Genomic DNA, 13,391 nt, shown 5'->3' on the forward strand with positions numbered 1-13,391 from the left:
TTATCCCAAGGAGGCGGTCGAGAAAATACCCGTCTTTTATTTGACGCTTACCTTTTTCTTTGCGCGGATTTTCAGAATTTCGCCGCCCAAAACGCAAAAACGATTCCATTCCAGACATAAGTATCTGTTTCAGAATGGAATCGTTTGATGGCAGGAGATTGCATCGTCAGCCAGAGCGGCTGTTTTTATTCATCGAGCGTGTGACGAAGATGATTCATTTTCACGCCCGCGTTGAAAATCTTATCTTCAACTTTGGACTGCGCAAGTTCGCTGAGCGATTTTACGCGAATGCTCATCTTCTTCGCATTGGCATCCTTTTCATCTTTCGCAAAGTAGCCGACAAAATGGACACCTTCTTTAGGCACCGCATACGTTACGTTTCCATAAAGCATGCGAATTTCCCGAGAGTTCAGCTTGATGGTGCGGTAGTCGCTGATCGCTTCGGCCCAGATTTCATTGGAGCGGCCATCCAGGTTTCCTTCCTGAATGAGCAGCGTGTCTGTGGCTTCATCGTAGTCGAGAACGATGCCGACGTGGTTATGCGCGGCGTCCGAAGAGAATACGGCGCCGGCTGCCGGTTTTTCGGAAAGTTCAAACTTATCACCGTGAGCGCTGAGCAGCTGCTTTACACATTCATAGCCGTTTCCGGAAAAGCGCGGCGAGAAGCCGTACAGTTCATAGAAACGTCCCCACGCAAACCAGGTGCACTGGCCCCAGAGGGTCGGGCTGTTGTAAGGCGATACCGATTTTCTCCAGGCTGCTCCGTTGGAATAATCCGGAAGCAGATTGTATTCGCCAAGGCGAAGGGTTTTCAGCCGTTTATTCTGACCGTGGGAAATCTGTCGGACATGAATCGATGTCGTCATCGCGTGCTGGCCGCCCGGGTTTGCTCCCGGATTGCTCAGAACCGGCGAGGCCGGACCGACAACGGTATCGGTTTCGGTCATGGAACCAATCGAGTCCGACGGCTTATTTGCGGATCCGTCTGGACGCTCGGGCATATTCGGAATGGGATCGTCCGGCTTTTCCCCGGAGGGGTCATTCGTGCCGGGATCCTTGGAGTCTGGAGGGGTCGGCATGGTCGGATCCTTGGAAGAGGCGGATGAATCTGACGAGTCCGAAGAATCGGACGAATCAGAGGAATCCGAAGATTCATCGGAAGAGGAATCCTCATCGGAAGAATCCGATTTGGAATCTTCATCCCAGGAAGATGCGGAAGAACTGTTCTTATCGTCATCTTTGGATTCGTCTTTATCGGATTCGTCCGGATCGGAATCGTCTTTCGAATTATCCGATGACGTTTTATCCGAAGAGTTCGTATCGTTTTTCCCGCCGGTCACTTCGTGCATGGGCAGTGAAGACACTTTGCTCGTTTCATCCTTTTCCTCTCTGAACTCTTTGAGGGACTGGGACAGTTCCGAGAACGTGCGCGGTTTCGTTTTGTTTTCTTCTTCTTTTAACCAGGAAGTCAGAGAAGGCTTCTGGTCAGCTGGATCGGAAGGCGAATTTGCATTCATCGAATTTTCTTTCGATTTTGTTCTGGCAGTCGCTGCTTCTTCTTTATGATCGGAAGAAGCGTTCATCGAATGTTCCGTTTTCGAAGCCGACGCATCCGACTTTTCGGATGTCGACTGTTCTTTTTTTGAAGCGGTTTCGTTTCTGGAAGACGTCGAATCGGCCGAATCCGCTTTTTTTACGGTTTCGCTGCTGTCCATATTCTGAACATCCGATGCGTTTGCGTCTTTCTGACTTTCCGCTTTGGATGGTGTGCTTTCTTTCGATGCGACCGAAGACGCACTGGCCTTCGAGGATGTTTCTTCAGCCGGCGCCGGTTCAGGCGTGGCTGCCGGTTCGACATACGTCTGGGCAGCGGTCGGCTCTTCCTGTGTAGAAACTTCGAGAACAGGAAAATCCGGATTGCTCTGGCGGATGAGGGCAATCGAATTGAGGATCTGTTCTTTATCTTCATCACTGAGCGAGTTGAATTCACTCTGAATGCCGTTTAGATAATCATTGGCAATCCGTGCAGCATCTGCACCGGATAATTCCTGCAGACGAGAACGGCTCAGATTCTCGAGGCCCTGAACGGATGCCTTAAGCTCGGCGGCAGTTGGCTGTGCAATCGAGGCATGTACGAGAAGAGAGTGTCCGGGTACGGCGGCAGAAACCATGGCGGCGGACAGAAATACGGTTGCGGCTTTGACAAGGTTCTTTTTCAATTCAATTTCCTTTCCCCGTGTAAACGTATGCGCTTCCTTCAAAATGGAAATTCTTCCTGAACGGAAACGCTTTCGTTAAAACAACTTAGAAAATTATACCATCGGCATAGGGTCGGGGCAATGCGTCAGGCGACATTGTATTTTTCAAATGAAATCGTTAATAAATATTTTTAATTCTATTGTAAACTTTCTGCCGCTCCGGAATTTGTATCAATCGTTATTTTTGCAAGCGCTGTCACCGGCCGTTTCGTCAGCGGATACACTCGCGGGATGCCAGGCGCGCAGCAGAGCAATCTCATCCGCATAGGGCGGTTTATCGTCGATGTAAGGGGTTTCCAAAATCTTGATGATGGAAGAGAGTCTTGGATTGTGTACGATGGCGCCCAGACTGTCCAGTCCGATCGTGCCTTTTCCGATGTTTTCATGGCGGTCCTTGCGGGCGCCTTTCGGGTTTTTGGAGTCGTTGACGTGCAGTACGGCAAGCCGTTCGAGACCGACCTGTTCATCAAACTGATCGAGCAGGGTGTCAAAATCGCTGACATCGTAGCCGGCATCGTTGAGATGACACGTATCCAGGCAGACTTTCAGACGGGAAGAATCTTTTACGCCATCGAGAATGGCGCGAATTTCTTCAAAGGTACAGCCAATCTCGCTGCCTTTTCCGGCCATGCTTTCCAGAGCGATTTCTACGCTGGTCGAATCGGATTCGAAGACTTCATCGAGTCCTTCGCAAACCCAGCGGATACCCTCTTCTGCACCCTGCTTGAGATGACTTCCTGGATGCAGGACGAGATAACGGGCACCGATGGCGGCAGTGCGGCGCAGTTCTTCTTTCAGAAACTCCCGGCCAAAATACGCCGTTTCAGGTTTTAGCATATTGGCCAGATTAATAATGTAGGGCGCGTGGACGATAACCTGTTCTGTTTTCCATCCGGCGTCTTCCAGTACCGCTCTTCCCTGTTCAATTTTCAGCTCTTTTACCGGCTTGCGCTTTGAATTTTGCGGTGCGCCGGTATAAATCATGCAGGCGTCCGCGCCGTAGCTGAGCGCTTCTTTAATGGAGCCTTCAAAATATCCGGGCGCTTTCATGCCGACATGGCAGCCCAGATACATTACGTTTTCCTGATAGGATTTGGCATTCATATCCATTTCTCCTTTATCGTTCTCTATTAGAATGTACGTATTTCTATGGATGACAGAGGCGTGTGTTCGAGCGTCTGGCCGCTCCGCCCTGTATTTGCATCTGATCAAGAGTATACGAAATTCGATTTCTTTTTGAGCGATCTGCCTTCCTGTATCCAGTAAAAAACGCAGCAGGCTTTCTTATCAAAAGGCTTGCTGCGTGGATGAAATACAGAGGTTTAGCCAAGCGGTCTGAAAAATCCGAACCGAATTTCCAGTTAGCCCTGTCTTGCGTTTTTGGCGCGCTGCCTGGCTTTGGCACGCTCGCGTTTCTGCTCGCGGATTTCGTTCTGAATCAGCTGGCGTTTGGCTCGGCGGCGAATCTTTTCGGCCTGCTCCGCTCTTTTCTTGCGGTAGTTCGGCTTTACTTTCGTCGACTTGCGGCCGCCGGTCAGACGGGAAACTTCCTTTGCGAGCGGATCAGCTTTCTTTGGACGGGCTGCACGATCCTTAACGGGAACGAGTTCGCCGTTTTTTACGTCCATTTCTTCAAAGACAATTCCCTGCTTCTTTAAGGTCGCAATGGCTTTGGCGTCTTTGGGTGAATAAATCGCGATGGCCATGCCGTCTCTTCCGGCACGGCCGGTACGGCCGGCGCGATGCTTGTAAAACGGCAGTTCTTTCGGGAAGCCGACCGAAATGACATGGGTGATGCCCTCGAGGTCAATACCGCGCGAGGCGATATCCGAAGCGACGATGTACGACTTTTTCTGGGACTGAATGGTGCGGATGGCCTTCGTTCTTTCACGGGCTTCGAGGTCCCCGTGCAGTTCGACGAGGTCGTAGCCGTCATTGCGCAGTTCCTTAGCGAGCGCGGCGGCTTCCTGGTTGGTATTGGTAAAGATCAGGCAGACGTACGGATGAATTGCACTGAGTACATCTTCGACTCGCTGCGCATCCGTTTTGTGCTTGCGATCAATGAGAATGTGACGGATCTGTGCCGCAAAGTCTTCATCGCTTCCGATGCGAATCAGTTCCGGATTGGTCAGGTACTTTTTCAGGAACGGCTGAAGCATTTCCGGGATCGTCGCCGAGAAAACCATAACGGTGACATCGTCCTTCATATGGGAAAGAATCGCGTCCACATCTTCAAGAAAGCCAAATTCCATCGTCATATCCGCTTCGTCGATGACCATGATTTTCGCTGTATCGAGACGAAGGGTCTTGTCGTCGAGAAACTGGTCTTTCATGCGCCCCGGCGTACCGATGACAATCTGCGGGGTGAGACCGCCTTCTTTCTTTTCCTGTCCGCCGGTAATCAGGGCCGTACGAACGCCAAAATGAGCGGAAATTTTCTTGGAACGCTCATACAGCTGCCAGGCCAGTTCGCGGGTTGGAACGGAAATTACCGCCTGAACCTGATCGAGATCGGGATCGATCCGCTCAAAGATCGGCATGAAAAAGGCATGCGACTTACCGGATCCGGTCGTGGAAATACCGATCAGATCCCGGTTTTTATCCTTGCGTTCAACTACCGCTTTTTGAATCGGGGTGAGTGTTTTAAACCCCTCAATTTTCATAATTTCTTCTATACGATTCACAGAAACACCTCTTCCTGTATATTGTGGCATATTTAAGAAGGTATCATGATTTGATGCCCATCCTCTCAATTGTACAGTCCGGTCGAAAAAACCGGCCATTCAGGAGCTGACCTATGGAAATTTTTGAAGTTCCCGTTCAGGGATTTTGCGGCGGTGTCAATCAGGCGATCCGTCTGGCCGAAAAAATCGTGAGCGAACATCCAGGTGAAAAGATTACCGTTCTCGGATCGCTCGTCCACAATTCGTTTGTCAACAGTCATCTCGAAGCCCAGGGACTCCATATTCTGGAAGCCAAAGGCAAAACCCGGCTGGAGCTGCTCGATCAGATTGATGACGGTCTGGTCATCTTTACCGCCCATGGCGTCAGTAATGCGGTTCGGGAAAAGGCCAGAGAAAAAGGAATGGTCTGCATCGACGCGTCCTGTCCGTATGTCCTTTCCACACAGAAACTGATTGCCCAGAAACGCAAGGAAGGTTATACGCTTTTTTATATCGGTATCAAAGCGCATCCCGAAGCGGAAGCCGCCATGGACTGCCGTCTGGAAAGCGATGCCCCATCGAACCCGTCCGAACGGCCTGCCTTTTATCTGATTGAAACGGAAGAGGACATTCCGGAAGGGGTAACCGGTAAGATTTTCGTCACAAATCAGACCACCATGTCCGTCTCGGGCTTAAAAGATCTGTTTGATCGAATCGCGCAGAAGTATCCGCAGGCCGAATTTGGGTCCGAAATCTGCAATGCGACAAGACTGCGGCAGCAGGCCGTCATGAATTTAAAGGATCAGGGCTATGATCTGCTCGTCGTGATCGGCGATCCCAAAAGCAACAACACCCGCAAACTGGCTCAGACGGGTCTGGAAGCTGGAATTCCCCATGTTCTTCAGATTGAAAGTGCGAGCGGACTGGACGGATTCGACTTTGCCAGAATCCAGAAAGTCGCGGTAACATCAGGTGCCAGCACCCCGGAATTTCTGAAAAACGAAACGATCGAGCGCCTGCATCAGATCGACCAGGGGCTGAACAAGTAATCCCGGCACAAATCGAAACAGCTGCCCGCTGCCGGCCAATCCAGACAGATCATAATAAAATACAGGCCGGTTATAAATGGTACGATGCCTCTTATAAATGATTGCAGCAGATTTTGAACGGCGCGCATACCGCACGTCGTGCCTGCAGGCATGCAATCGAGTATGGAAAGGAGCGGCGAGATGTCCAAATACATTGAAATAGCCAGAGAAATTTCCAAACGGATCACCAGTAAAAGGTATCCAGCAGATTCCTATCTGCCCAGCGAAAACGAATTGTGCGAGGAGTTTGGTGCCAGCCGGGATACCGTTCGCAAAGCCCTGAATCTGCTTGCCGAACGTAAGCGTATCCTCAAAGAAAAAGGAAAAGGCTCGCGCGTTCTTCCCGTCGATATTGTCACCTTCCCTACATCCGGCCTAATCTCTTTCAAGGAACTCGCTGCGCATTCCAGTCAGGAAATTGAAACCGACGTCATCCAGTTCGGCCTGACCGACGATCCCGTCATTCTCGAAAAGCTGTCCATGCCCGAAGGATCGAAAGCCGTCCAAATCATACGCATTCGCACCTATGACAAGGAACGGATTATTGAAGACCGGGATTATCTCAATCCGGGAATCATTCCAGGTCTTACCCCGGAAATTGCACAAAACTCCCTGTACGAATATATCGAGCAGACGCTTCGGCTTCCGATCGGATTTGCGCGCAAGGAAATTACCGTAGAACCGGCCAGCGCATTCGATGCAGAACATATGGATCTGAACGGCAATACGCTTCTGGTCGTTGTCCGCTCCAATACGTATCTGGAAGACGCCAGACTTTTTGAATATATGGAATCCCGGCATCGTCCGGATAAGTTTCGCTTTATTGATTTTTCCCGCCGGGAACGCCTGTAGCGTTTCCGGTTTTTTTGCGTTTATTTCTGGATGAGAATGGCGCATGCATAACTTGTCCGGCCCGCCTGTATGGTCAGTTCTCTGACACAGAGAACCGGTCAGGAGAAAATGTAACCAATCCCTATAACTCTTATTCGTTTAATTTATTTCAGTTAAATAATAAAAGCAGTTTCTTGCCAAAATACCCCATTTTTCCCGTTTTTGCGTTGACATACATGTACGTACAAGTTAAATTATGGGTGTCAAAAGACATGTACGTACAAGTTAAAGAAACAGTTTCGGCTGCTTCTCTTCCCTGACTCAGAACTGGCAAGTCCAAAAAGCAATACCGTTTCAAACCTTTAGAAACAAACCTGTAGAAAAAGGAGAAAAACATGGCTGATTATCAAAGCGAAGCCCGCGAGCTCTTAAAGCTGGTCGGCGGAAAAGAAAACATTGTTTCCGTGGCCCACTGTGTTACCGTATGCGATTTGTCCTCACCGAACCGGACAAAGCCGATATTGAAGGCATTGAGAAACTTCCGACCGCCAAAGGCACATTTACCCAGGCAGGTCAGTTTCAGGTCATCATCGGAAACGATGTCACCAACTACTACAATGATTTTATTAAAGTCTCCGGCCTCGAAGGCGCATCCAAAGAGTCTGTGAAACAGGCGGCCAAGTCCAATCAGAACTGGCTGCAGCGTCTGATCGGAAATCTGGGCGAAATCTTTACACCCATTATCCCGGCGCTCGTAGCCGGCGGTCTTATTCTTGGCTTTCGCAACTGCATTGATTCGCTTTACCTTTTCGAACAGGGAACGAAAACCCTGGTCGACATCTCTCAGTTCTGGAGCGGCGTCGACAGCTTCCTGTGGCTGATTGGCGAAGCTATCTTCCACTATTTGCCGGTAGCCATCACCTGGTCGATTACCCGCAAGATGGGGACCAGTCAGGTGCTCGGCATTATCCTCGGTATTACTCTCGTTTCTCCGCAGCTCTTAAACGCCTACGCGGTAGCTTCTACGCCGGTGGCAGATATTCCAGTCTGGAATTTTGGCTTTGCGACGGTTCGTATGATCGGCTATCAGGCACAGGTCATCCCCGCGATTATGGCCGGCTTCATCCTCGTCTATCTCGAGCGCTTCTTCCAGAAGATCACGCCCGCAATTGTTTCCATCATCGTCGTTCCCTTCTGCTCCATCGTTCTGGCGGTTCTGATTGCGCATACGATCGTTGGTCCAATCGGCTGGGTTCTGGGCGACTGGATTTCCAAAGCCGTTTACGCCGGACTCATGAATCCGTTTGGATGGCTGTTCGCCGGTCTGTTTGGCCTGCTCTATGCCCCGCTCGTTATTACCGGTCTGCATCATATGTCCAATGCAATTGACTCGCAGCTGATTAGCTCGTATGGCGGAACGATCCTCTGGCCGATGATCGCCTTAAGCAACAATGCACAGGGCTCTGCCGTTCTTGGCTTCTCTTTCCTCACCCGTATAAACGAACGTATCCAGCAGGTTTCTCTTCCAGCAGCCATCTCCTGCTACCTTGGCGTTACTGAACCGGCATTATTTGGTATCAACCTGAAATACGGCTTCCCGATTATCTGCGGCATGATCGGCAGCTCGATCGCAGCCATGTTCTCCGTTGGCTTTGGCATCAGCGCCGTTTCCATCGGCGTGGGCGGTCTGCCTGGCATTCTTTCCATCTTTCCGCAATACTGGGGCTTATTCCTGATTGCGATGGTCATTGCGATCGTTATCCCGTTTGTTCTTACCGTAATCTGGGGCAAAACCCATCTCTCTGATGAAGTCCGCTATGGACAGGCGCAGAAAGAAAACAGGCTCACCCTCGAGCAGGCAGACAAAGACGTAATCCTGAACGCTCCGATGCGCGGAACTCTGCTTCCTTTATCCGAAATCAAAGACCAGGTATTCCCTTCCGGCGCCATGGGCCAGGGCTTTGCGATCGATCCAGAAGACGGACTTGTGCTTGCTCCGTGCAATGCGGAAGTCATGATGGTCTTCCCGACAAAACATGCGATTGGTCTTAAAACGCAGAAAGGCGAAGAAGTCCTGATCCATCTGGGCATGGATAACGTGGAACTGAACGGCGAAGGCTTTACAATGCGTGTAAAACAGGGCGATCTGGTTACCGCCGGCGATCCCATGGTGGAAATGGATCTGAACGCGATCCGCGCTGCCGGCAAGTCGGTTATCTCCCCTGTCGTGGTCACCAGCGGTCAGAACGTGAAGCTGCTGGCTGACGGAAAGGTGGAAGCCTCCGAACCGGCTGCCGTTATTCTCCCTTCTTCCAGCATTTAAAAAACGCAGTCTTTTAAAAGACGCAGCGAAACAAAATCATTTTAACCTTTACATCGCTGACTTTTCATAAGTCTGCGATGACCCTCTGAACTGCACTTTGGAACTGATTATGGAAAGGAAATGTATGGACTGCTCAAAACAAGTCGTGTATCAGATTTATCCCAAGTCCTTTCAGGATACCACCGGAAACGGACGCGGGGATTTGAACGGCATTACCTCACATCTGGATTATTTGCAGGATCTTGGCATCACCATGATCTGGTTCAACCCGATCTTTCCCTCCCCGCAAAAGGATAACGGGTACGATGTCAGCAATTACACCGCCATCAACCCCGACTACGGCACGATGGACGATTTCGAAACGCTGGTCAGAGAAGCCGGAAAGCGCGGAATCAGCATCATGCTCGATATGGTATTCAACCACACGTCAACCGAGCACGAATGGTTTCAGAAAGCTCTGGCCGGCAACAGGAAGTATAAGGACTACTACATCTGGAAAAAAGGAAAAGACGGTCATCTGCCCACCAACTGGCCGTCCAAATTCGGCGGCCCAGCCTGGCAGTATGTCGAAAAATTTGACGAATACTATCTGCACCTGTTCGATCCTACCCAGGCGGATCTGAATCTAGCCAATCCGGATGTGCGAAACGAACTGGTCAATGTTCTGAAATTCTGGATAGAAAAAGGGGTCAAAGGCTTCCGTTTTGATGTCGTAAACCTGATTGACAAAATGGCGTTTGAAGACGCACCGGAAGGCAGCGAAGGCAAGGAATTTTATACCGATGGTCCGAAAGTCAACGACTATCTTCATCAGCTGCATGTCGAAGCGCTAGGCAATGCGGATGTCCTGACGGTCGGCGAAATGTCCGCAACGTCCGTGGAAAAGTGTTCCGGCTATTCGAAACCCGAAAACGAAGAGCTTTCCATGTGCTTTAACTTTCATCATCTGAAAGTCGACTACAAGGATAAGCAGAAATGGACGCTCATGCCCTTCGACTTTCAGGAACTGAAAGATCTCTTCTTTGAATGGGATGTGAAAATGGAAGAAGAAGGCGGCTGGAACGCGCTGTTCTGGAACTGCCACGATCAGCCAAGAGCCCTTTCCCGCTTTGGCGATCCCGTCCATTACCCGAAGGAATCCGCAAAAATGCTGGCATCGGTGATCTTTACCCGCCGCGGTACTCCGTATTTCCTGTACGGTGATGAAATCGGCATGACCAATCTCAACAGCCGTTCTGTCGCGGACTATGACGACGTTGAATCGCACAACGCGGCGGACATGCTCAAACACGAGCAGCATAAGAGCGATGACGAAATTCTCGCCATTCTCCAGGCAAAAAGCCGCGACAACGGCCGTACGCCCATGCAGTGGACGAATGGGACAAACGGCGGGTTTACAAGCTGCCAGCTCTGGCTTCGCCTCAACGACAATCTCGAAACCGTCAATGCAGAGTCGGTTTTACAGGAAGAAGACTCCATCTATGACTACTACAAGAAACTCATCGCGCTCAAGAAAACAAATCCCATCCTGCAGCACGGAACGACCAGAACGCTCCTTCAAACGGACAAAAATCTCTACGCCTATGTGCGAGAACTCGATAGCGAAGAAATTTTATGCGTCCACAATTTTTTCGGACACCCCGCTCCCCTTTCGCTCGATCTTCATGAATACGAGCGAATCCTGTCCAACTACAGTGATTTTGATCCGGATGCTCTCGCCCTGCGTCCGTACGAATCGCTGATTCTGAAAAAGAAGAACTAATGCTTTCTCTTTGTATCCCGAATACAAGGCTCTGATCTTCTGCAGCACATGCAGAGGTCTCAGAGCCTTTTCCTTTTGCTTTAGACCGCCTCCTCTCTGTCTTCTTGCCGCCGGCGATTCGTCGCAGGCTGCTGAATACCCGCACCGCCGATCGTCCCCGCAGGATTCCCCTTTCTATTCCTGATTCGAAGTCCTATTAAAGAAAAACGTTCAGATTTCGCCTCGCCTTTGCGAGTGAAGCGAACACCTGAACGTTTTTCTTTATTAGACTTGATTTCCTATGCCTGAGGGCAGCTGCGGCTGTCTTTTCGGTTTCCATGCTGTCTCTTCATCTTCGGAATACGCGAAGATCTTTAAAAGCGTCTTCGATTTCGTTTCTTTTCATCGCTGCGGATTTCATCGAGGCAGTCTTCCTCCAGAATACCGCTCTCCCGTACACAGGCCGCTGCAGCGCTGACCGCCTCAAAATTCAGCTCTGTCCCTTCCGCATCGGGTACGTAGCTTGCGGTGAATCGGGCATCAATTCCGATCTCGGAGCCTGCTTTTTCGGCATCGATATTGGCGCCGAGGAAAATAAATTTCCAGCCGTATTTTTCTTTTTCGTACTCAATCATCTTTCGAATCTGGCTGGCGGAATAGTACATGCTGTCGTTTTCCAATCCGTCCGTAATGATGACAAACATCACCTGGCTAGCTCGGTATTTCGGATTCATGTGCCGCTGTGACGCGATGATCGAATCCATCGTCCTTCCTACCGCATCATAGAGTGCGGTAGACCCGTGCGGTATGTAGTCTTTACGGGTCATAGGACGCACTGCCTGAAGATCGAGGCGGTTGTGGATTGTATGCGCCCTGTCGTTGAAGAGAACCGTTGTGACTTTGCAGTCGCCTTTTACATGACGCTGCTTTTCGAGCATGGAGTTGAAACCTCCAATCGTATCTTCGGTCAGATTGTACATGGAGCCGCTCTGATCGAGAATAAAAACAAGTTCAGTTAATCCTGCTGTCATAGAAGAAAACCTCCTTTTCTGGATGAATCCATCCTACAAAAGAAGGCTTTTCTTCAGGTCGCCCGAAAAGCGACATTTAAAACGGTACGGCGACATCCAATTGGCCGGCTGTCTGAGCATCAGAGCGAGCCGAGCAGCGGCTGATCGTAGAGAAAGAGAACCTCATTTATTTTAAAAATGTCGTATTTCTGCTTCTGGATAAAGAATTCAACAATCACATCGAACAGCAGCGAACGCGACAGAGCGTAGCCCGCACTTTCGAGCAGCTCATCGGTTTCCTGGAGAGTAAGCTTCAGCGCTATGGCCAAAGACAGGATCGTTTTCTTGCTGGGGATGTAGTTTTTGCGGCTTCGGATTTTGGAAAAGAGCTTGCGATCGAGATTGGCCCGCTTGTATACATCCACATCGCTCATGCCTTTGGCATCAATCAGATGGAAAAGCTTCTGATTAAACGGTTCATCGACGATAAAATGGTCTTCCTCGTCTTCAGGCATTCCTTCTGCTGCGGCAGCAGTTGCAAAATGAGGCGCTTCAACGAGTGAAGGTGCGGCGTGGACAAGCTCTTCCTCATCATCCAGTTCAAAATCATCCAGTTCAAAGGATTCCGACCGTGATCGGTCAGTATGTTCTTCCGCATAATTGTCTTCAATATAGCTTTCCACTTCACCGGCCAGTTTTCGACTTTGCGCGAAGGATTCCCGGTTAAACACCACCAGATAGACATCCATCTCATGATCTTTCAGAAAATCCAGAATGGTCGTCATGGCGACCTGAAGCGCCTGGTCTTTAGGAAAGCCGTAAATTCCGCTGGAAATCAGAGGAAAGGCAAGACTGCGGATCTCATTTTCATCGGCCAGCTGCAAAGCACTCTGATAGGTTCTGGCAAGCAGGGATCTCGCCTCTTCTGGAGTGTAACTCGCAAAAACTGGACCTGCGGCATGAATGACGTATCTTGCCGGCAGCGCAAATCCAGGCGTAAGAACCGCCTGTCCGGTCGAAATGGGGGCCAGAGGTTTGCAGGCTTTTGCCATTTTTGCCGCGCCTGCTTTCTGAAAGATGGTCCCGCACACGCCGCCGCCCTGGGCCAGTGATCGATTGGCCGCGTTCACAATGGCGTCGACGTGCATTTCCGTAATATCATTTCGAATGAGCTTAAATGGCATACGTGTCCCTCCTGCCTGCTGTCTGGTTTTTCAATCGTCTTCTTTTATCGTACACAGAATTGAAGCCGAAACGAACGAAGAAAACGGAATTTCCGCTTCCACAAGCGCATTTCTATTTATACTGTTTTTATTGATTATTCGTATAGTTTGATTTCTATTATCATCTATATATTGCAAACGCTTTTCGAACCCGGGATACTGGACAGAAGAAAAATTCAATCCAGTTGAATTCATCAGAAAGGTAAGTGTCAAACAATCGACGGGTATACGCGAGACTGAATATTAGATACGCT

Annotated in this window: 9 protein-coding genes and 1 pseudogene; 5 read left to right on the forward strand and 5 right to left on the reverse strand. The window is 50.0% G+C overall.

The window, feature by feature from the left end:
* Window positions 1–185 precede the first annotated feature (185 nt).
* The 3 genes from ACLUYS_RS06680 to ACLUYS_RS06690 all read right to left on the reverse strand — a co-directional run bounded on the left by ACLUYS_RS06680 (window position 186) and on the right by ACLUYS_RS06690 (window position 4,921).
* Complete coding sequence (locus tag ACLUYS_RS06680; RefSeq protein ID WP_412659432.1) at window positions 186–2,219, reverse strand: CHAP domain-containing protein; 2,034 nt, start codon at window positions 2,217–2,219, stop codon at window positions 186–188.
* Window positions 2,220–2,429: 210 nt separating this feature from the next.
* Entirely contained in the window at window positions 2,430–3,332 is a 903-nt protein-coding gene (locus ACLUYS_RS06685) for a deoxyribonuclease IV (protein WP_230267966.1), read from the reverse strand.
* Window positions 3,333–3,619: 287 nt separating this feature from the next.
* The gene (locus ACLUYS_RS06690) at window positions 3,620–4,921 is read right to left on the reverse strand and encodes a DEAD/DEAH box helicase (RefSeq protein ID WP_230267953.1); all 1,302 of its coding nucleotides are present in this window, start codon (window positions 4,919–4,921) and stop codon (window positions 3,620–3,622) included.
* Window positions 4,922–5,055: 134 nt separating this feature from the next.
* Between ACLUYS_RS06690 and ispH the strand changes: the two genes are divergently transcribed.
* From ispH to ACLUYS_RS06715, 5 genes and pseudogenes are all read left to right on the forward strand, one after another.
* The gene (ispH, locus tag ACLUYS_RS06695) at window positions 5,056–5,970 is read left to right on the forward strand and encodes a 4-hydroxy-3-methylbut-2-enyl diphosphate reductase (protein WP_230267954.1); all 915 of its coding nucleotides are present in this window, start codon (window positions 5,056–5,058) and stop codon (window positions 5,968–5,970) included.
* A gap of 180 nt (window positions 5,971–6,150) precedes the next feature.
* A complete protein-coding gene (gene treR, locus ACLUYS_RS06700) occupies window positions 6,151–6,861 on the forward strand; it encodes a trehalose operon repressor (protein WP_412659433.1) in 711 nt (236 codons plus the stop codon).
* Between the two features lie 374 nt (window positions 6,862–7,235).
* Window positions 7,236–7,295, forward strand: a pseudogene (locus ACLUYS_RS06705) (hypothetical protein); the annotation flags it as partial.
* 29 nt (window positions 7,296–7,324) lie between these two features.
* Window positions 7,325–9,163 carry a PTS system trehalose-specific EIIBC component gene (treP, locus tag ACLUYS_RS06710; protein ID WP_412659434.1) on the forward strand — a complete coding sequence of 613 codons (1,839 nt, stop codon included), beginning with the start codon at window positions 7,325–7,327 and terminating at the stop codon, window positions 9,161–9,163.
* A 124-nt stretch (window positions 9,164–9,287) separates the two neighbouring features.
* Window positions 9,288–10,925 carry an alpha,alpha-phosphotrehalase gene (locus ACLUYS_RS06715; protein ID WP_412659435.1) on the forward strand — a complete coding sequence of 546 codons (1,638 nt, stop codon included), beginning with the start codon at window positions 9,288–9,290 and terminating at the stop codon, window positions 10,923–10,925.
* Window positions 10,926–11,278: 353 nt separating this feature from the next.
* On the opposite strand, the gene ACLUYS_RS06720 is transcribed toward ACLUYS_RS06715, so the two are convergent.
* Window positions 11,279–11,935: a vWA domain-containing protein gene (locus ACLUYS_RS06720; RefSeq protein WP_288340323.1), complete on the reverse strand. Its 657-nt coding sequence runs from the start codon at window positions 11,933–11,935 to the stop codon at window positions 11,279–11,281.
* Window positions 11,936–12,054: 119 nt separating this feature from the next.
* Complete coding sequence (locus tag ACLUYS_RS06725) at window positions 12,055–13,098, reverse strand: macro domain-containing protein (protein ID WP_230267958.1); 1,044 nt, start codon at window positions 13,096–13,098, stop codon at window positions 12,055–12,057.
* Window positions 13,099–13,391 lie beyond the last annotated feature (293 nt).

It is taken from the genome of Allobaculum sp., assembly GCF_047010065.1.
In the GTDB taxonomy this organism is placed as follows: Bacteria; Bacillota_I; Bacilli_A; order Erysipelotrichales; family Erysipelotrichaceae; genus Allobaculum; species Allobaculum fili.

What these genes read in the sequence shown, in the direction of transcription:
- ACLUYS_RS06685 (WP_230267966.1), bottom strand. Translation starts at nt 3,332, where the DNA reads ATGTATCTGGGCTGCCATGTCGGCATGAAAGCGCCCGGATATTTTGAA.
- ACLUYS_RS06690 (WP_230267953.1), bottom strand. Translation starts at nt 4,921, where the DNA reads ATGAAAATTGAGGGGTTTAAAACACTCACCCCGATTCAAAAAGCGGTA.
- ispH (WP_230267954.1), top strand. Translation starts at nt 5,056, where the DNA reads ATGGAAATTTTTGAAGTTCCCGTTCAGGGATTTTGCGGCGGTGTCAAT.
- treR (WP_412659433.1), top strand. Translation starts at nt 6,151, where the DNA reads ATGTCCAAATACATTGAAATAGCCAGAGAAATTTCCAAACGGATCACC.
- treP (WP_412659434.1), top strand. Translation starts at nt 7,325, where the DNA reads ATGCGATTTGTCCTCACCGAACCGGACAAAGCCGATATTGAAGGCATT.
- ACLUYS_RS06715 (WP_412659435.1), top strand. Translation starts at nt 9,288, where the DNA reads ATGGACTGCTCAAAACAAGTCGTGTATCAGATTTATCCCAAGTCCTTT.
- ACLUYS_RS06720 (WP_288340323.1), bottom strand. Translation starts at nt 11,935, where the DNA reads ATGACAGCAGGATTAACTGAACTTGTTTTTATTCTCGATCAGAGCGGC.
- ACLUYS_RS06725 (WP_230267958.1), bottom strand. Translation starts at nt 13,098, where the DNA reads ATGCCATTTAAGCTCATTCGAAATGATATTACGGAAATGCACGTCGAC.